We start from the raw sequence: 17,806 nt of genomic DNA, 5'->3' as shown, positions 1-17,806 counted from the left end.
AAAATTTGCGTATTTCGGCCTGTGGCCGACCTTTGCAAAGAAATGTCAACAAAGGGTAATGACAATCAGGCGAACGCGAAGGTGGGACATTGGCATCCGACGACAGATGGCTGGAGCGGTTGCGGCTTGAGCTGGTCTGGTTCACCGGTCAGGCTGCGCTGCGCAGCCGCGGCGCCGGCGCGATCCTGCGCTTTCAGCACGTTCGGCCGCGGCGGCGCGGCGCGTTTCAGCCGCTGCGTGAAAGCGAGATCAGTCCGCAATTTCTCGATCGCGCCATTGGTGCGCTGAAGCAGTGGGGATATGACTTCCTCGGCATGGACGATGTCTGCCGCCGCGCGGTGACGCTGCCGGAGAAGCGGCGCTTCGTGGCGCTGACCTTCGACGGCGCCAAGAAGGACCTCATCAGCTTCGCCTATCCGGTGCTGGCGCGCCACGCCGTGCCGTTCACGATCTATGTGCCCACCGCGTTTCCCGATGGAGTCGGAGAGGCCTGGTGGCTCGGGCTCGAGCGGATGATCGCGCGCGAGAGCCGCATCAACCTGATGATGGGCGAGAAGGAGCAGCGCTTCACCGTCACAGGCAACGCCGAGAAGCAGGCGCTGTTTTCGTTCGTCGAGAGCTGGCTGCGCTCGTTGCCGCCGGCGGATTTGTCGGCTGCGATCGCCGATCTCTGCACGCGCTACCGGATCGACCTCGCCGCGCTCTCGCGCGAAGCGTCGATGGATTGGGAGGATCTGGCAAAGCTTGCGGCGGATCCGCTGGTCACGGTCGGCAGCGCGACGGTGAACTATCCCGTTCTCGCCAACATGAAGGACGCAGCCGCGTTGCGCGAGATGACGATGGGCAAGGCGGTGGCGGAAGCGGCCTTCGACCGCGAGATCAGGCATCTGGCCTTTCCGTTCGGCGATCGCTCGTCTTTCCGGCGCAGCCATGTCGTCATGGCGGAGGAGGCCGGCTTTGCCAGCGCCGTCTCGACCATCCCCGGCATCGTGGACGCGGAGGGGCGCACCAATCTGCGCGCACTGCCGCGGATTTCCTGGGACGGCCGGATACAATCACTGCGCATGCTGCGTGTGCTGGTGTCCGGAGTTGCCTTCGCGCCGGTGAAACCGACCGCCAGCGTTACGAATTAGATTTGACCCGATCCGGCCGCTGCATCCAGCTCACGATCGGCATCGCCGGCAGCACCCAGCCCATGCCGACCACCACGTAGTAGATCGCCTGCCGCCAGCCGGACTCGGCGATCCACGGCATCTGCGCCAGCGCCATGCCGAGCAGGGCCCAGACGGTGGCCAGCACCAGGAGCAGGATGGCGCCGAGGAACTTGCGGGTGCGGATCGTCATGGCGGAATGCTGCGGCCTTCGCGTAACTTGCGCTGCGGGAGCGGGGGACTATAAGGGGCACGCAGTCCGGTTCAAGTCTCTTTGCAACAAGGCTTGGTTTTGCCCCTGAAATGACGACGATTTTCGCTCCGACCAACCCGCATCGCGCCGTGCGCTGGTGGTTGATTTCCGTGGCCGCCCTCATCGCGCTGATGGTGCTGGTCGGCGGCGCGACGCGGCTGACGGAATCCGGCCTCTCGATCGTCGAATGGAAGCCGGTCACGGGCAGCGTGCCGCCGTTGTCGGAGGCGCAGTGGACCGAGGCCTTCGAGGCCTACAAGAAAATTCCGCAATATCGCGAGCTCAATGCGGGCATGAGCCTGTCCGAGTTCAAGGAGATTTTCTGGTGGGAATGGAGCCACCGGCTGCTCGGCCGTTTCATCGGCGTGGCCTATCTGCTGCCGTTCCTGTTCTTCCTGTGGCGCGGCGGCCTGTCGGGTGAGTTGAGGCGGCGGTTGTGGCTGCTGTTCGCGCTTGGCGGACTCCAGGGCGCCGTCGGCTGGTGGATGGTGGCCTCGGGCCTGACGGAACGTGTCGAGGTCTCGCAATATCGACTGGCGACGCATCTGGTGCTCGCGCTCCTGATCTTCGCCGGCATCGTCTGGACGGTGCGGCGGCTCGCCGGGCGTCCGCAGATCATTGCGCCCGCGCGGCTGAAATTCACGAGCGTGCTGCTGCTCATCGTGACCTTCGTCCAGATCTATTTCGGCGCGCTGGTCGCGGGTCTGCGCGCCGGGCGTGCCTACAACACCTGGCCGCAGATCGACGGCGCGTTCATTCCCGCAGGCGACCGGCTCTGGTTCGAGACGCCGTGGTGGCGCAACATGTTCGACAACGTGCTGACGGTGCAGTTCGAGCACCGCATGACGGCCTATGCGCTGTTCGTGCTGGCGGCGCTGCATGCGCTCGATGCGGTGCGCTCGCGCACGGCGGCCGGCGGGGCGCTCTGGCTGTTCGCCGCGGTCAGCCTGCAGGCTGTGCTCGGGATCCTCACGCTGCTCAACCAGGTGCCGATCGACCTCGCGCTTTCGCATCAGGCGGTTGCGATCGTCGTGCTCACGCTTGCAGTGATGCAGATGGAGCGGCTGGCCTCGCGACAATCTGCGCAGGCGCAGCCGCGCGCGGTTCCGGTCGGTCAGGCCGGCTGATCAGGTCAGCAATAGCCGTAGACGCCGCACGCGTAGGGCAGGCGCCAGAAATAGCCGACCTGTGGTCCGCCGTAGTACGGGCCCTGATAATCGTAGCTCCAGGGCCGGCCATAATAGCCCGGCAAGGTGCTGGAGCCGGGCAGGAGCGGCGTGCCCGGCAGGTTGCGGATGTAGCTGCCGATGCCATAGGCCGGCGAGATCAGCGCATCCGGATCGGTCTCGACATAGACCTGTGGCGGGTCCTGCGGCGGCACGGCAGCGCGCCGTCTCGCTGTGGCCGGCAGATCGGCGGCAACGGCAGCTGAGACCGTCAGCATGGCGGCAAGGGCAGGTACCATCCAGCGCAGCATCGTCGGCTCCGAATCAAAGGGGCGATCCAAGGACGATGTATGCGGCAGATATGGTTAATGACTGTTAACTGACTGCGGCCAAAACGGCCGCCGTCATTCCGGGGCGGTCCGGCAGGACCGAACTCAGGTGCGCAATGCGCACCTGAGAATCTCGAGATTCTGGGTCTGGTCCTTCGGACCATCCCGGAATGACGATGGCAATTACGCCCCCAGCGCCTGCTCCAGATCGGCGATCAGATCTTCCTTGTCCTCGATGCCGATCGAGAGCCGCACCACGTCGGGGCCGGCGCCGGACTTCACCTTGGCGGCGTCGTCGAGCTGGCTGTGCGTCGTCGAGGCCGGGTGGATGACCAGCGAGCGGGTGTCGCCGACATTGGCCAGGTGCGAGAACAGCTGCAGCTTCGACACCAGGCTGACGCCGGCGTCATAGCCGCCCTTCAGGCTGAAGGTGAACACGGCGCCTGCGCCCTTCGGCGCGTATTTCCGCGCGAGCTGATTGTACTTGTCGCTTGCCAAGCCCGCATAGCTCACCGAGGCCACCGCCGGATGGCCGGCGAGGAATTCGGCGACGGCCTTGGCGTTGTCGCAGTGCTTCTGCATGCGCAGCGGCAGCGTCTCGATGCCGGTCAGGATCATGAAGGCGTTGAACGGCGACAGCGCCGGTCCGAGGTCGCGCAGGCCCAGCACGCGGCAGGCGATCGCGAAAGCGAAATTGCCAAAGGTCTCCTGCAGGCGGATGCCGTGATATTCGGGCCGTGGCTCCGACAGCATCGGATATTTGCCGCCGGTGGACCAGTCGAACGTGCCGGCATCGACGATGATGCCGCCGAGCGAATTGCCGTGGCCGCCCAGGAATTTCGTCAGCGAGTGCACGACGATGTCGGCGCCATGATCGATCGGGCGGATCAGGTAGGGCGAGGCCAGCGTGTTGTCGACGATCAGCGGCACGCCCGCCTTGCGCGCCACCGTCGAGATCGCCTCGATGTCGGTGATGCTGCCGCCGGGATTGGCAATGGACTCGATGAAGATGGCCTTCGTGCGCGGCGTCACCGCGCGCTCGAAGCTTGCGATGTCATCGGAATCGGCCCACACCACGTTCCAGCCGAAGCTCTTGAACGCATGCGAGAACTGGTTGATCGAGCCGCCATAGAGCTTGCGCGCGGCGATGAATTCGTCGCCGGGCTGGAGCAATTGCTGCAGCACCACGACCTGTGCGGCGTGGCCCGAGGCGACCGCAAGCGCGGCGGTGCCGCCTTCTAGTGCGGCAACACGCTCTTCCAGCACCGCGTTGGTGGGATTGCCGATGCGGGTGTAGATGTTGCCGAATGCCTGCAGGCCGAACAGCGAGGCGGCGTGGTCGGCGTCGTTGAAGACGAAAGAGGTGGTTTGATAAATCGGGGTCGCGCGCGCACCGGTGGTGGGATCGGGTTGTGCACCGGCATGCACGGCGAGGGTTGAAAATCCCGGAAGGCGATCGCTCATTGAGGGCGTCCTGTTCTTGTGATCTGAAATCGCGCGGCATGCTGATCGGCGACGCGCCCGCCGTCAAGGCGCCGCTTCACATCGGAAACGATCGTGCTACGCGCTGTCGCGTGAGCGAAATGAATCCTTCGCGATTGCGTCAGCTTTGTTCGCTCTTGTTTTTGGCGGCGCGATCCGATGCCGCGGTGTCGCCGCCGCCGACACTCATCCGATTGAGGGATAGCCGCATGCCTTGCGTCGGCGCCGGCGGCCGTTTGGAGCTCAGGGTGCGCGAATTGACGCCCATCCAGGAAATCTCGGACGACAAGCGGCCGTATTCGATCTTGGGGCAGCGGTTCATCACGACCTTGATCCCGGCCGCCTCGGCCTTCGCCGCGGCCGCGTCATCGCGCGCGCCGAGCTGCATCCAGATCACCTTCGGCAGCGGATCGAGCGTGAGCGCTTCTTCGACCACCGGCATGATGTGGCTGGAGTTGCGAAAGATGTCGATCATGTCGACGGGGCGGGCGATGTCGGAGAGCGAGGCGACAAACGGCTTTCCGAGCAGATCCTTGCCGACATGGCCGGGATTGACCGGGATCATGTCATAGCCACGCTGCGCCAGATATTTGAACGCAAAATAGCTCGGCCTCACATTGACGGGCGAGGCGCCGACCATCGCGATCGACTTCACGCTGTTGAGGATGCCGCGGATGTAATTGTCGGGATAGGCGTCGTGGTTCATCTTTGTCTTTCTCTGACCCTCATGGTGAGGAGCGCGGCCCGCGCGTCTCGAACCATGAGGCCACAGTCGGGCCTCCATCCTTCGAGACGCCGCGTTCCGCGGCTCCTCAGGATGAGGAGTTGACTATTCATCCCGCCATGTCGGCGGGCGCTTCTCGATGAAGGCGCCGATGCCTTCCTCGGCGTCGCGCGCCATCATGTTCTCGGTCATCACCTCTGCCGCATAGCGATAGGCGTCCGCAAGGCTCATCTCGGCCTGGCGATAGAACGCCTCCTTGCCGAGCTTGACGGTGTAGGCCGACTTCAGCGCGACCTGTTCGGCGAGGGCAATTGCGGCCTCGCGCTCGGTGCCGGCCGCGACCACGCGGTTGATGAGCCCGATCTCGCGGGCGCGCGTGGCCGGGATCGGCTCGCCGGTCAGCAGCATTTCCATCGCCTGCTTGCGCGGCACGTTCCGCGACAACGCCACCATCGGCGTGGAGCAGAACAGGCCGATATCGACGCCCGGCGTGGCGAAGCTCGCCGCTTCCGAGGCGATCGCGAGATCGCAGCTTGCCACGAGCTGGCAGCCGGCCGCGGTCGCAATGCCCTGGACGGCCGCGACCACGGGCTTCGGCAAATGCACAACCGCCTGCATCATCGCGCTGCAGGCGGTCATCATCTCGGCAAAGAAGGCGCGGCCGCGATCCGGGTCAGTGCGGCGCGCCGTCAGCTCCTTCATGTCGTGGCCGGCGGAGAAGGCGGGGCCGTTGGCTGCGATCACGACGCCGCGGACCGCCTTGTCGTCGCGGATCTCATTGAGCTCGGCATGCAGGCTTGCGATCATCGCCTGCGACAGACTGTTGCGGGCGGCCGGGCGGTTCAGCGTCAGGACCGCGATGGGCCCTATGGTCTCGCGCAGCAGGCTCGACGGTTGCGGTGAGGGGGCGCGGGCGGCCTGGGCGGACATCGAAGCGTTTCCGGTTGGATTCTTGCAATTGGATGGCGCAGATAACTTAATGTAACAGGGGATGCGAAGCGAGGGTGAGGCGAAGCATGGCGTTAGCGAAAATGAGCGTGGCGGAGGTCGAGCAGTTTCTCCGTGACGAGTTTCCCCAGGCCTTCAGCGGCGATGACATCACGATCGAGAGCGCCGACGGCCAGACCTGCCTTTTGCGCCAGCGCTACAGCGAAAGGATGCTGCGGCCGGGTGGAACCGTGTCCGGCCCGACGCTGATGGCACTGGCCGATTTCGCGATGTACGTGGTGCTGCTGTCCGCGATCGGGCCGATCGGGCTCGCTGTCACCACCAATCTCAACATCAACTTCCTGCGCAAGGGCCAGCCCGGCCAGGATGTGCTGGCGGAGGCGCGGCTGCTCAAGCTCGGCAAACGCCTGGCGGTCGGCGAGGTGAAGCTGCTGTCCGGCACGTCGCCCGATCCGATCGCTCATGTCACCTCGACCTATTCCATTCCAAATGTTTGAGCTTTTCGCAGGTAATATAGCACCACAATTTTAAGATATTGATTTTGCTATTGTAATTCCCGCTCTGGGGCATTGACCGTTGCGCGTCTCTTCTCTAGAAAACCGCCCAGTCCGGCGCGGTGTTCGCGCCGATATCTCCCGTCCACGGAAACTCCGATATGAAAACCTTTTCGGCAAAGCCGGCTGAGGTGACGAAGAAGTGGGTACTGATCGACGCCAAGGGTCTGGTCGTCGGCCGTCTCGCCACCATCGTCGCCATGCGCCTGCGCGGCAAGCACCTCCCGACCTACACTCCGCACGTTGATTGCGGCGACAACGTCATCATCATCAACGCGCAGCATGCGGTCCTCACCGGTCGCAAGCGCGAGCAGAAGACCTACTACAAGCACACCGGTTACGTCGGCCACGTCAAGGAGCGCACCGCGCGCCAGATCCTCGAGGGCAAGCATCCCGAGCGCGTGCTCGAGAAGGCCGTCGAGCGCATGATCCCGCGTGGTCCGCTCGGTCGCGTCCAGATGGGCAACCTACGCGTTTACGGCGGCGCCGATCATCCGCACGAGGCCCAGACGCCCGAGAAGATCGACATCGCCAAGTTGAACCGCAAGAACACGAGGGCCGCATAACATGGCCGAATCCATCCAGTCGCTCGACCAGCTCTCGCAGCTCAAGACGGCGGCCGCGCCCGACGCGCCCAAGCACGAGAAGAAGGTCGACAAGTTCAACCGCGCCTACGCCACCGGCAAGCGCAAGGACGCGGTCGCCCGTGTCTGGATCAAGCCGGGCGCCGGCAAGGTCACGGTCAATTCGCGCGAGGTCGAGGTCTATTTCGCCCGTCCCGTGCTGCGCATGATGATCGAGCAGCCGTTCTCGGTGGCCGCGCGTTCCGGCCAGTACGACGTGATCTGCACGGTTGCCGGCGGTGGTCTGTCCGGCCAGGCCGGTGCCGTCCGTCACGGCATCTCCAAGGCGCTCACCTATTTCGAGCCGGAGCTGCGTACCGTGCTCAAGAAGGGCGGCTTCCTCACCCGCGACTCCCGCGTGGTCGAGCGCAAGAAGTACGGCAAGGCCAAGGCCCGCCGGTCCTTCCAGTTCTCGAAGCGTTAATCGCTTCGGTCACATTCGCCGCGAAAGCGGCTTCAATGAGATGCAAAAGGGCGCTGATTTCAGCGCCCTTTTTGTTGTTCGTTTGTATGCAAATTGATGACGTGTTTCCCGAAAACTTGGCCCCGCATGAAAACCTGAATGGAACTCGCGGGACATAGCGTCGCATCTGGAAGGGCGCGCAAGTCGGCTGGGCCGATCGCGTAACTTGCTATGTCTAGAAGGGGGCCGACATGATGTCGCTCGATAGCATCACGCTCTATTTGGTCGCCACCATGGTTGCCGCACTGCTCGGCGCCATGATGGTGTTTTTCGGCAAGCAGGAGAACAGCCCCGCGCTGAAATGGTGGGGCACCGCGTATCTGCTCGGCGCAGCGTCCGTCGCGCTATGGACCGCGGCCGGCGACAAGCTCGGCCCGCATCTTTACCTTGCGCTGAACGCGGTCGGCTTCGTCGCCTGCGGCATGGTGTGGAATGCGGCGCGCGTCTTCCACGGCCGCAAGCCTAATTGGCCGGGTCTCCTTGTCGGCGCGCTGGCCTGGGCCGCCGCCGTGACGCTGCTTGATCCCGCCGCGTCCATGCTGCGCATGATCGTCGGCGCCGGCATCGTCTCGGTCTATGCGGCACTGACCGCGAGCGAGCTCTGGGTCGAGCGGCGCAAGAGCCTGCAACGGCGCTGGCCGGCCTTCGTGGTGCCGGTGATGCACGGCTGCGTGCTGATGCTGCCGATCGTGCTCGGCAGCTTCCTGCGTCCGAACGATGCCGGCTTCTCCGGCAGCATCTGGGTCACCGTGTTTGCGGTCGAGCTCATCCTCTATGCCGTCGGCACTGTGTTCGTGATCTTCATGCTGGTGTCGGAACGCACGGTGACGGCGCACCGGACCGCCGCGTCCACCGATCCCCTGACCGGCATGCTCAACCGCCGCGGCTTCTCGGAAGCCTGCGGGCGCGTGATCGAGCGCGAGGCCAAGGCCGGGCGCCCCGTGACCGTGATGATCTTCGACATCGACCATTTCAAGTCGATCAACGACCGCTTCGGCCATCCCGCCGGCGACGAGATGCTGAAACTGTTCTCGACCGTCGTCGTCAGCAACCTGCGCATGACCGACATGTCGGGCCGCATCGGCGGCGAGGAGTTCGCGGCGTTGCTGCCGTGTTCGCTGGAGGAGGGCGTGCTGGTTGCCGAGCGCGTGCGCGAGGCGTTCGAGACCTCCGGCGTCGTGGTCGATGAGGGCCCGGTCGACACCACCGTCAGCATCGGCGTCGCCGGCGGTCCGGCCGGCACCGAGCTCGAGGTGCTGCTGGCCTCGGCCGACACCGCGCTCTACCAGGCCAAGCGCGGCGGTCGTAACCGCGTCGAGGCGGCGGAGGAGCTGCCGCTGTCGCTGGAGAACTGGCGTCGCCAGAGCGCGGCGCGGGTCGGTGCGCCGCAGGCGCGTCCGGCCACGGCCTGAAGCCAAGAGGCGCCTCAAGAGGCGCCTTCGGTAATCCGCTGTTTACCATTCGATCCCTACCATTGCGGTCATGGAATCGATCCGTCGACAGAACCCGCAGGCCGCCCTGATGTCGCTCGAAGCCGCTGCGGCCTCGGCTCGCGGCGGCTTCGCCTGCGTGTTCTCCACCGCGGATGAATACGAGCGCGCGCTGATCACCGAGCGCCGCGCCCAGGGGCGCTACACGCAAAGCCGTAGCTACTGGCCGCTCGCGCTGTTCATCGGTTGCGCGCTCATCGTGGCAGGCACCGCTCTGCTGCTGGCCTGAGAGCACGCATTTTTGACCGGTCAGGGCGCCGATTCGGTGCCTTTTTCTTCGTTGCGGTCTACGGTAGACACACCCATCAAACAAACAGGGTGGAAACCGATGATCACCGAGATCGCGCAAATCGACGTCAAGCCGGGCAGCGAGAAGGACTTTGAGGCGGCCGTCGCCAAGGCCAAGGCCGCCTTCGGCGGTTCCAAGGGCTTTCACGGCTTCGAACTGCACAAGTCGATCGAGAAGCCGCAGCGCTACCGGCTGATGGTGAAGTGGGCGACGCTGGAGAACCACACGGTCGATTTCCGCGGCTCGGAGAATTTCACCGAATGGCGCGGCCTCGTCGGTCAGTACTTTGCTTCGCCCCCGGAGGTCGAGCACACCGAGACCGTGCTGACGACCTGAGCGACTTCACGACGCCTTACGCCGGCTCGTCGCCTGAGCATGATCTTTTCGGAAAACCGCTGCGCACTTTTCCGGATCATGCTGCCAGGGGCGGCGCCTCATACGTCTTGAAATGGTCGATCATGACCTTGGCGATGGCGACCAGTGGCAGCGCCAGCGCCAGGCCCCAGATGCCGAACACGACGCCGAGCAGGATCTGGAACGCGAACAGCGTGGCGGGCGGGATGTCGAGCGCCTGCCGCTGCAGGATCGGCGTCAGCACATAGCTCTCCATCGCGTGCACGCCCATGAAGAGGAGGAAGGCCGACAGCGCCGGAATCCAGCCCGAGGCGAGGCTCGCGAGCACCACGACAACGCCGGCAATGATGGCGCCGACGGTCGGAATGAAGGCGAGCAGGCCCGCCTGAATCCCCAGGATGAACGAGCCGGGGATGCCGATGATGGCAAGCCCGATCCAGGTCACGATGCCAACCGCAATCATCACGACGATCTGCGCGATCAGCCAGCGTTCCAGCGTCTCGCTGATGCGGTCGATGATCAGGGTGACGCGGGTGCGATGCCTCGCCGGCGCCAGGAACAACAGGCCGTCGTGATAGACGCCGGGCTGGGCGGCGAAGGACAGCCCCAGGAACAGCACGATGAAGATGTTTCCCACACCGTGGATGGTGCCGAGCAGGAGCTTGAAGGTCTGGCTCACGATCGCGCCACCGCTGGAGGCCAGCGCGCCGGCGCCGGGCAAGGAACCGCGCGGGGGGGCTGCTGGCGAGGGTGTCGAGTCCGATGGTGGATTGGCCGAAGTGTCAGACGCAGCGTTGCCGAGATCGAAGAAGCTGGTGTCGATCCCGTGGCTGTCCAGGAAGGTCTTCACGTTGCCGATCTGCGACTTGATGGTCTTGCTCAGCAGCGAGGCCTGCTCGGCGATGGTGGCGCCGCCGAGATAGGCGACACCCGCGAGCAGCACCGCAAGCACGACGCAGACGATCGCGAGCCGGACCGGATGCGGCAGGTGCACGCGGCGGCCGAGCGCGTTGGTCAGCGCGTTGAGGCCGACGCCGAGCAGCATGCCGGTGAAGATCAGCAGCAGCGTGGTCGCAAAATACCAGGTGAAGACCAGCATCGCCGTGAACAGCACGACGCCGATGCCGCCGACCGAAATTGCCCAAGCCAGATCGGTGCGGGTCGTGGGGCGTTGGTCTGCGAGGATGGTCACATCATGTCCTTTTCGGCGGCTGCGAGCGGGGCACTCTTTCGACAAACGCGCTTCCGATCAAGACCGCGTCAACGCGCTGGTTTGACGCTGTCGCGCGAACGGTGCAGAGCGATGAGGAGAAAACAGGTGGGGGGCGCTTGAGTTTCATCAGCAAGTGGGCCGGTCTGCTGGGGCTTCTGGCCGTGATCGTGATCGGCGACCAGATCCGGATCAACCGGCCCGGCCACAAATACCGCCTCACGGTCGAGGTGACGACGCCTGACGGGATCAAGACGGGGTCCGGTGTTCTCGCCGTGGTGCCTGACCGCAACTATAACCGCGGCGGCCGCACCACGATGCGCGGGGAGGCCGTGTTCGTCGATCTCGGCCAAGACGGCGGCAAAGGCAAGAACCTGGTGGCATTGCTGGCGCATCAGCAGGGCGGCAAGCTCGACCTCGACGACATCAACTATGTCGCGCTCCGTGCCTATGGCGCCGCGCGCGGCAACCGCGTCTCGTTCAATGATATCAGCCGGCAGGCCGGCATTGTCCCGGTGCAGGGGGAGCTGATCCCCGTGCTCGTGAGCTTTGGCGATCCCAAAGACCCCAAAACCGCGCGCCTTGTCGCCGGCGACCATGCGGATGCGGTCCTAGGCGACGGCTACGCCGTCCGTGCCCTCACCGCCGAGGTGGTGCCCAACGGGTTTTGGCCGATCGATTTCGGCGGGGTGCTCGGGGAGCCCGTGACGCGCGGAATCGAGGCGAAATTGCCCTGGCTGGCCACGCCGGACGATCCGGCGGCAACCGCGCTGAAGGCCGCCGGCCTGCCCGTCGTGGGGACAACCGAGGCCCGGGAGGCATTTGCGCGAAAATAGCATTGCCGTCCCGCGATCCCTTCTGTTGAATTTGTTCCATCCCGAGGGCATGTTTGGAGAATCTTCTTACGCGGGAGGTCGGAACGGGAGATGAGAAAGCCGGTCGTCGGCGTGATCGGGAACGCCCATCGCGTCGAAAATCGATTTCAGGTCCAGATGGTCGGCGAGCGCAATTTGCGCGCTGTGGCCGAGGTTTCCGGCGGCCTGCCGATGATGTTTGCGGGAGCGCCCGACATCACCGATATCGGCGCGCTGCTCGATGTGGTCGACGGGATCGTGCTCACCGGCGCCCGCGCCAACGTCCATCCGACCCGTTTCAATGTCGATCCGTGCGAGCGGCACGAGCCCTACGACATCCACCGCGACGAGGTGGCGCTGGCGCTCTCGGTCGCTTGCGTGTCCCGCGGCATTCCGCTGTTCGGCATCTGCCGGGGCCTGCAGGAGATGAACGTCGCCTTCGGCGGCTCGCTGCATCCCGAGATCCGCGAGATCCCCGGCCGCATGAACCATCGCATGCCCAGGCTCGAGAACGGCGAGATTCATCCCGATCCGACCGTGGTGTTCGCCGACCGTCATGACGTCGACCTCACGCCGGGCGGCGCGTTCGCAAAACTGCTCGGCTGCGAGAAGATCAGGGTCAATTCGCTGCATGGCCAGGGCATTCTCGATCCCGGCAAGCGCGTGCTGATCGAGGGCGTCGCCGAGGACGGCACCATCGAGGCGATCCGCATCGCGGAAGCCCCGACCTTCGCGCTCGGCGTACAATGGCACGCCGAATACGACCCGCAGCGCAATCCGATCAACCGCAAGCTGTTCGAGGCGTTCGGCGAGGCGATGGTCGTACGCCAGCGTGCGGCGGCGTAACAAGAGGCTCGCTCGCAGCCATCGACTGAACAGCGCCTTGGTTTCGCAGCTTACGCCGTCCGCTCCATCCGTCGCGCGCGATAGGCCTGCGGCGACATCAAGGTCAGCTTGCGGAACGCCTTGCGAAAGCTGCTCTCGTCTTCATACCCGGCCGTGCGTGCGATGGTCTTGATCGGCTGCGCCGTCGTCTCCAGCAGCGTGCGCGCATGCTCGACGCGGCGCCGCATGATGAAGGCTTGCGGCGGCTCGCGCGTGAGCTCCTGGAACTTCCGGTTCAGCGTGCGCTCGCTGAGGCCGAGCGCATCGGCGAGGCGCTTGACCGTCATCGGGCTCTTGCCGGTGCGGCGAACCAGCAGGTCGGCCCGGGTCAGCAGCGGGTCCTGCGACAGCAAATAGCCGACGGGCATGAAGATCGATTGGGTGCGTTGCGCGGTGTCGATGACGACGTAGTCCGCGCAGAGCTTTGCAATCTCCTTGCCGTCGACCATCTCGATCAGCCTGAGCGGGAGGTCGACCCACGACATCGGTCCGGCCGCGCAGACGATGCGGTCCGCGACGGTGATGACGGCGTCGGCAGCGAGGTCGATGGTGGGATGGCGCTGCCGCAGCTCGCCTTGCAGCCACCAGGTGATGGTGGCGCGGCGGTGGTCGAGCAGGCCGCTGCCTGCAAGCAGGAACACGCCGCTGCAGAACGCGCCGATCAGCCGGCCGCTCGCATGCTGCTGCCGAAGCCAGGCGCCGGCGCGGGCATATAGCGGTTGCAGGCGCTCCGCCGTGACGTGATCGACAAGGTTGCCGGGGACGAGGATCGCGTCGAAGCGACCGCGTTTGCCGACCGCGCCATCGACGGCGACCATCTGGCCGCCGCCGGCGCGCACCGGCTTGCCGTCGAGCGAAAGCACCTCCCAGGCGAAGCGGGTTTTCGCACCGCTCTGCTGCATCACGTGATTGGCGAGCGACAGGATGTCGGCGACCCCGGCGATCGCCGAATGCATACAGCCTTCCAGCGCCAGAATTGCGAGCTTCATGAGACCTCCAGGACAGGCGCGGCGATCCTAGCCGATCGGCGCGGGGCTGCGTGGCGGAAATTGCCCGATCTCTGTCTTATCCGCCACTGCCTTGCCGGCGCCGTCAGGTCCAGTCTCGTGCCGTCGTCACACGACATCATTGGAGAGAGACATGCCTTACGTCACCATTTCCACCGTCCGCGGCATCCTGGATGCCGGGCAAAAGAAGACCTTGCTCGAACGCGTCACCGATCTCCTGGTCGAGGTCGAAGGGCAGGGCAATCCGGACTTCCGCCGCAACGTCTGGGTCAGGATCGAGGAGCAGGAGCCGGCGCACTGGTCGCTGGGTGGCATGCAGCCGACGCCTGAGATCATCGCCGGGATGTTCGGCACGATCGGCGCGGATGGCGTGCGGGTCCCGCGCCCGTAGCAGCACAGCGTGCGCGGGCGGACCAGCCAAAGGCATGGTTCGCCACCGCCCTGTGCTCAATCGATCTGCGGGCGATTTCCATTGCATCGCACAATCACGACCATGGCCTGCACGCGGCCGCATTGAGGTTCGCAAGACGCGCACCATATGTTCTGCAAGGGAGCCCTGCCGTGCAGACCATGAAGGCGGCCCTCGTTGCGGCGATTGGCGTCGTGGCTTTGATCTGCTGCCTCCTTCCCAGCTCAGCGGAGGAGAAGGGCCGCCTTGCTTTGGTTGTTTCGATCGACGGAGCCATCGGCCCTGCGTCGGCCAGCTACGTCAAGGAGGCTTTGGCCAAGGCAAGCGAACGGCGCGCCGAGGTCGTGCTTCTGAGACTGAACACGCCCGGCGGTCTCAATTCCAGCATGCGCGAGATCATCGCGGATGTGCTGGCCTCGCCGATCCCTGTGGTCGGTTACGTCGCGCCCTCCGGCGCCCACGCGGCGAGCGCGGGGACCTATATCCTTTATGCGACCCACATCGCGGCGATGGCGCCGGGCACCAATATTGGCGCCGCGACGCCGGTGCAGATCGGCGGGCCGCTGCCGGGTCTTCCGAGCGGACCCGCGGACAAGGGCGGCAAGGACAAAAAGGACGGTGACCAGCAGAGCGAGTCCAAGGATCAGCCCAAGGATGCGATGACGGCCAAGGCGACCAATGATGCGGTTGCCTTCATCCGCAGCCTTGCGGAGCTGCGCAACCGCAATGTGGACTGGGCGGAGAAGGCGGTCCGTGAGGCTGCCACGCTCTCTGCGAACGCCGCGCTAGAGGCTCACGCCATCGATCTCGTCGCGCGCGATCAGGCTGAATTGCTGAGGCAGATCGATGGTCGCGTGGTCGAGGTCGCAGGCGGCAAGACGCAACGCCTGGTGACGAAGGATGCCGTCGTTGAAGCCATCGATCCCGGACCGATATCCCGCTTCCTGGCGGTGATCACCGATCCAAACGTGGCGTTCATTCTCCTGATGGTCGGCATCTACGGCTTGATCTTCGAGTTCATGTCTCCTGGAGCCGTCGCCCCCGGAGTCGTCGGCGCGATCTGCCTGCTGATCGGCCTCTATGCGCTCAATCTGCTGCCGATCAATTATGCCGGCCTCGCCCTGATGTTGGTTGGACTCGTGCTTCTCACCATCGAAGCCTTCAACCCGACCGTGGTAATCGGGCTCGGAGGGATCATCGCGTTCGTGCTGGGAGCGCTGATGCTTTTCAGGGGCGAGGCGCCGGGCTACCACCTGTCGTGGTGGGTGATAGGCATCACCGCAGCAGTGTTCGCCGGCTTTGCGCTCGTCGTGCTCGGTTCGCTTCGGCGCGTCGGCAGGGCTCCTGCACTGGTCGGCGCGCAGGCCATGCGAGGCTTGCCCGCCGAGGTTCTCGACTGGAATGGGAACGAAGGTCATGTCTTCGCCCATGGTGAGCGCTGGCAGGCGCGCGGCGCCGAAACGTTCAAGCCCGGAGAGACGGTCGAAGTCGCCAACATCGTCGACCTGACGCTGCTGATTCGGCGCGCACCAACAGGCGAGGGAGGTACATCATGATGCTGGAATATCTGACCTATGCGGCGCTCGCGTTGCTTGTCATCATGTTCCTGTCCCAGGCTATTCGAATCCTGCGCGAATACGAGCGTGGCGTCATCTTTACGCTCGGCCGCTTTACCGGCGTGAAGGGCCCGGGCCTCATCATCCTCATTCCGATCGTGCAGCAACTGGTGAAGGTGGATCTGCGGGTGATGGTGCAGGTCGTGCCGCCGCAGGACGTGATTTCGCGGGACAACGTCTCCGTCAAGGTCAACGCCGTTCTGTACTTCCGCATCGTCGACCCCGAACGGGCCATCATCAAGGTCGGCGACTACATGGCCGCCACCAGCCAGCTCGCCCAGACCACCTTGCGCTCGGTGCTCGGCAAGCACGAGCTCGACGAGATGCTGGCCGAGCGCGACAGGTTGAACGCGGACATCCAGGAGATCCTCGACAAGCAGACCGACGTCTGGGGCATCAAGGTCACCGGCATCGAGATCAAGGACGTCGATCTCAATGAAACCATGGTGCGCGCGATTGCCAAACAGGCCGAGGCGGAGCGGTTGCGGCGGGCCAAGGTGATCAATGCGATGGGCGAGCAGCAGGCTGCCGAAAAGCTCGTCGAGGCCGGCCGGATTCTCGCGCAGGAGCCTCAGGCGATGCAACTACGTTATTTCGCGGCCCTGCACGACATCGCGGGCGAACGGTCGTCGACCATCGTCTTTCCGCTGCCGACGGGCCTGCTCGACCATTTTGTGCCGCGGCGCGACAACCCGTAGCCATAAGCGGCAGGATGACCCATCTTCGGCCCAAATGGAGGTGTCGAATATTGCTCCCAACTTAAACGGGAGGAAAATTCGATGATGAAGCATGCCGCCAGACCAGCAAGCCGCCGCCGAAATCGGACATTGATGCTCACCGTCCCGCTGGTCGCCCTCGCACTTTGGTCGTGGGGGATCGATGCGGCGCAGGCCGCAGAGCCGGGCAAGGACGCGACGGCGGCCAGCCCGCCGCGCATTCTCGTGCTTGCGACGGGAGGCACCATCGCAGGCCAGGGCGACGCGCGCGCGACCGGCGCGTACAAATCCGGCCAGATTACCGGGGAGCAGTTGATGCGGTCGGTGCCGGGCCTGGACAAGCTCGCGAAGCTGAACGCCGAGCAGATTTCGTCGATCGGATCCCAGGACATGAACGACAAGGTCTGGTTTGCCCTGGCCCGCCGCATCCAGGACGCCTTCGACAAGAATGAAGCCGATGGAATCCTCATCACCCACGGCACGGATACGCTGGAGGAGACCGCGTTCTTTCTCGACAATGTCGTGCGCGGCGACAAGCCGGTGGTGATCGTCGGTTCGATGCGTCCGGCCACGGCGGTGAGTGCGGACGGCCCCGGCAATCTGTACGAAGCGGTGCAGGTGGCGGCCGATCCGCGCTCTCGCGGCCGTGGCGTGATGGCCGTGCTGAACGACAAGATCCAAAGCGCCCGCTCGATCACCAAGACCAATACCACGAGCATCGAGACGTTCAGCTCCCCCAATGACGGCCCGATCGGCTATGTCGACAGCGCCGGCGGCATCCGTTTCATGACCCAGGCCGCCGGCTTCACGCGCACGACCTATCCGCTCCCGGCAGGCGAGCAATTGCCGCGCGTCGAGATCGTCTACTCGCATGCCAACATGGACGCCGTTCCGATCGAGGACGCCATTTCCCACGGCGCCAAGGGCATCGTGCTGGCCGGCGTCGGCGACGGCAACACGTCGAAGCAGGCCCTCGATGCGCTCGAAGCGGCGGCGAAGAAGGGCATCATCGTCGTCCGCTCGACGCGGGTCCGATCCGGCTTCGTCACCCGGAATGTCGAGGTTGACGACGACAAGAACGGGTTCGTCGTGTCCGAGGACCTCAATCCGCAGAAGGCCCGTGTTCTCACTCAATTGCTGATCGCGGGCGGGGTTACGGCTCCGGCCGAGCTCCAGCGCGCCTTCACTGCAACGTGGTGATTGGGCGCGTCGTGTCCTGCAGGGTGGGTTAGCGTAATCCACCCTGCGACTCCCCAAAACGAAAAGGCGCTCCTCGCGGAGCG

21 protein-coding genes are annotated in these 17,806 nt (G+C 64.9%); 14 read left to right on the top strand and 7 right to left on the bottom strand.

What is annotated here, in order from left to right:
* Window positions 1-89 precede the first annotated feature (89 nt).
* Window positions 90-1,133: a polysaccharide deacetylase family protein gene (locus tag J4G43_RS29870; protein ID WP_208087160.1), complete on the top strand. Its 1,044-nt coding sequence runs from the start codon at window positions 90-92 to the stop codon at window positions 1,131-1,133.
* Here J4G43_RS29870 and J4G43_RS29865 read toward each other — a convergent pair.
* The gene (locus J4G43_RS29865; protein ID WP_208087159.1) at window positions 1,123-1,344 is read right to left on the bottom strand and encodes a DUF2842 domain-containing protein; all 222 of its coding nucleotides are present in this window, start codon (window positions 1,342-1,344) and stop codon (window positions 1,123-1,125) included. The genes J4G43_RS29870 and J4G43_RS29865 overlap by 11 nt on opposite strands.
* A gap of 110 nt (window positions 1,345-1,454) precedes the next feature.
* Between J4G43_RS29865 and J4G43_RS29860 the strand changes: the two genes are divergently transcribed.
* The gene (locus J4G43_RS29860; protein ID WP_208087158.1) at window positions 1,455-2,531 is read left to right on the top strand and encodes a COX15/CtaA family protein; all 1,077 of its coding nucleotides are present in this window, start codon (window positions 1,455-1,457) and stop codon (window positions 2,529-2,531) included.
* Between the two features lie 5 nt (window positions 2,532-2,536).
* Here the strand turns inward: J4G43_RS29860 and J4G43_RS29855 are convergent, their stop codons facing one another.
* The 4 genes from J4G43_RS29855 to J4G43_RS29840 form a co-directional block, all read right to left on the bottom strand.
* On the bottom strand, window positions 2,537-2,881 hold the full coding sequence (locus J4G43_RS29855) for a hypothetical protein (RefSeq protein WP_063982941.1): 345 nt from the start codon (window positions 2,879-2,881) through the stop codon (window positions 2,537-2,539).
* Between the two features lie 201 nt (window positions 2,882-3,082).
* Window positions 3,083-4,363 (bottom strand): O-acetylhomoserine aminocarboxypropyltransferase, encoded by a 1,281-nt coding sequence (locus tag J4G43_RS29850; protein ID WP_028149015.1) that lies wholly within the window; start codon window positions 4,361-4,363, stop codon window positions 3,083-3,085.
* 139 nt (window positions 4,364-4,502) lie between these two features.
* On the bottom strand, window positions 4,503-5,087 hold the full coding sequence (locus tag J4G43_RS29845) for a CoA-binding protein (RefSeq protein WP_208087157.1): 585 nt from the start codon (window positions 5,085-5,087) through the stop codon (window positions 4,503-4,505).
* A 123-nt stretch (window positions 5,088-5,210) separates the two neighbouring features.
* A complete protein-coding gene (locus tag J4G43_RS29840) occupies window positions 5,211-6,035 on the bottom strand; it encodes an enoyl-CoA hydratase (RefSeq protein ID WP_208087156.1) in 825 nt (274 codons plus the stop codon).
* A gap of 86 nt (window positions 6,036-6,121) precedes the next feature.
* Between J4G43_RS29840 and J4G43_RS29835 the strand changes: the two genes are divergently transcribed.
* The 6 genes from J4G43_RS29835 (at window position 6,122) to J4G43_RS29810 (ending at window position 9,808) form a co-directional block, all read left to right on the top strand.
* Window positions 6,122-6,550, top strand: coding sequence for a PaaI family thioesterase (locus tag J4G43_RS29835; protein ID WP_039147848.1), 429 nt, complete (start codon window positions 6,122-6,124; stop codon window positions 6,548-6,550).
* Window positions 6,551-6,708: 158 nt separating this feature from the next.
* Window positions 6,709-7,173: a 50S ribosomal protein L13 gene (gene rplM, locus J4G43_RS29830; protein WP_008137961.1), complete on the top strand. Its 465-nt coding sequence runs from the start codon at window positions 6,709-6,711 to the stop codon at window positions 7,171-7,173.
* A gap of 1 nt (window position 7,174) precedes the next feature.
* Window positions 7,175-7,654: a 30S ribosomal protein S9 gene (gene rpsI / locus J4G43_RS29825; RefSeq protein WP_007611021.1), complete on the top strand. Its 480-nt coding sequence runs from the start codon at window positions 7,175-7,177 to the stop codon at window positions 7,652-7,654.
* Window positions 7,655-7,884: 230 nt separating this feature from the next.
* Window positions 7,885-9,105 (top strand): GGDEF domain-containing protein, encoded by a 1,221-nt coding sequence (locus tag J4G43_RS29820; protein WP_028149019.1) that lies wholly within the window; start codon window positions 7,885-7,887, stop codon window positions 9,103-9,105.
* A 70-nt stretch (window positions 9,106-9,175) separates the two neighbouring features.
* Window positions 9,176-9,412, top strand: a complete 237-nt coding sequence (locus tag J4G43_RS29815) for a hypothetical protein (protein ID WP_028149020.1) — start codon at window positions 9,176-9,178, stop codon at window positions 9,410-9,412.
* 99 nt (window positions 9,413-9,511) lie between these two features.
* Window positions 9,512-9,808 carry an antibiotic biosynthesis monooxygenase family protein gene (locus J4G43_RS29810; protein WP_028155908.1) on the top strand — a complete coding sequence of 99 codons (297 nt, stop codon included), beginning with the start codon at window positions 9,512-9,514 and terminating at the stop codon, window positions 9,806-9,808.
* A gap of 76 nt (window positions 9,809-9,884) precedes the next feature.
* Here the strand turns inward: J4G43_RS29810 and J4G43_RS29805 are convergent, their stop codons facing one another.
* Window positions 9,885-11,018 carry an AI-2E family transporter gene (locus J4G43_RS29805; protein ID WP_208087155.1) on the bottom strand — a complete coding sequence of 378 codons (1,134 nt, stop codon included), beginning with the start codon at window positions 11,016-11,018 and terminating at the stop codon, window positions 9,885-9,887.
* Between the two features lie 137 nt (window positions 11,019-11,155).
* Between J4G43_RS29805 and J4G43_RS29800 the strand changes: the two genes are divergently transcribed.
* Window positions 11,156-11,872, top strand: a complete 717-nt coding sequence (locus J4G43_RS29800; protein ID WP_208087154.1) for a hypothetical protein — start codon at window positions 11,156-11,158, stop codon at window positions 11,870-11,872.
* Window positions 11,873-11,962: 90 nt separating this feature from the next.
* Complete coding sequence (locus J4G43_RS29795) at window positions 11,963-12,736, top strand: gamma-glutamyl-gamma-aminobutyrate hydrolase family protein (protein ID WP_071913319.1); 774 nt, start codon at window positions 11,963-11,965, stop codon at window positions 12,734-12,736.
* A gap of 50 nt (window positions 12,737-12,786) precedes the next feature.
* On the opposite strand, the gene J4G43_RS29790 is transcribed toward J4G43_RS29795, so the two are convergent.
* Window positions 12,787-13,764 (bottom strand): GlxA family transcriptional regulator, encoded by a 978-nt coding sequence (locus J4G43_RS29790; RefSeq protein ID WP_208087153.1) that lies wholly within the window; start codon window positions 13,762-13,764, stop codon window positions 12,787-12,789.
* Window positions 13,765-13,915: 151 nt separating this feature from the next.
* Here J4G43_RS29790 and J4G43_RS29785 point away from each other — a divergent pair, with 151 nt between their 5' ends.
* The 4 genes from J4G43_RS29785 (at window position 13,916) to J4G43_RS29770 (ending at window position 17,723) form a co-directional block, all read left to right on the top strand.
* The gene (locus J4G43_RS29785) at window positions 13,916-14,173 is read left to right on the top strand and encodes a tautomerase family protein (RefSeq protein WP_014494824.1); all 258 of its coding nucleotides are present in this window, start codon (window positions 13,916-13,918) and stop codon (window positions 14,171-14,173) included.
* 170 nt (window positions 14,174-14,343) lie between these two features.
* Window positions 14,344-15,747: an NfeD family protein gene (locus J4G43_RS29780; RefSeq protein WP_208087152.1), complete on the top strand. Its 1,404-nt coding sequence runs from the start codon at window positions 14,344-14,346 to the stop codon at window positions 15,745-15,747.
* The gene (locus J4G43_RS29775) at window positions 15,744-16,505 is read left to right on the top strand and encodes a slipin family protein (RefSeq protein ID WP_063982951.1); all 762 of its coding nucleotides are present in this window, start codon (window positions 15,744-15,746) and stop codon (window positions 16,503-16,505) included. Before J4G43_RS29780 ends, J4G43_RS29775 begins: the two co-directional genes overlap by 4 nt.
* Window positions 16,506-16,586: 81 nt before the next feature.
* Complete coding sequence (locus tag J4G43_RS29770; protein ID WP_208087151.1) at window positions 16,587-17,723, top strand: asparaginase; 1,137 nt, start codon at window positions 16,587-16,589, stop codon at window positions 17,721-17,723.
* Window positions 17,724-17,806: the final 83 nt, after the last annotated feature.

Origin of the sequence: Bradyrhizobium barranii subsp. barranii (genome assembly GCF_017565645.3) — a bacterium.
GTDB classification, from domain to species: domain Bacteria; phylum Pseudomonadota; class Alphaproteobacteria; order Rhizobiales; family Xanthobacteraceae; genus Bradyrhizobium; species Bradyrhizobium barranii.
The sequence above is the reverse complement of the archived record's forward strand: the minus strand, read 5'-3'. Positions and strand labels throughout refer to the sequence as shown.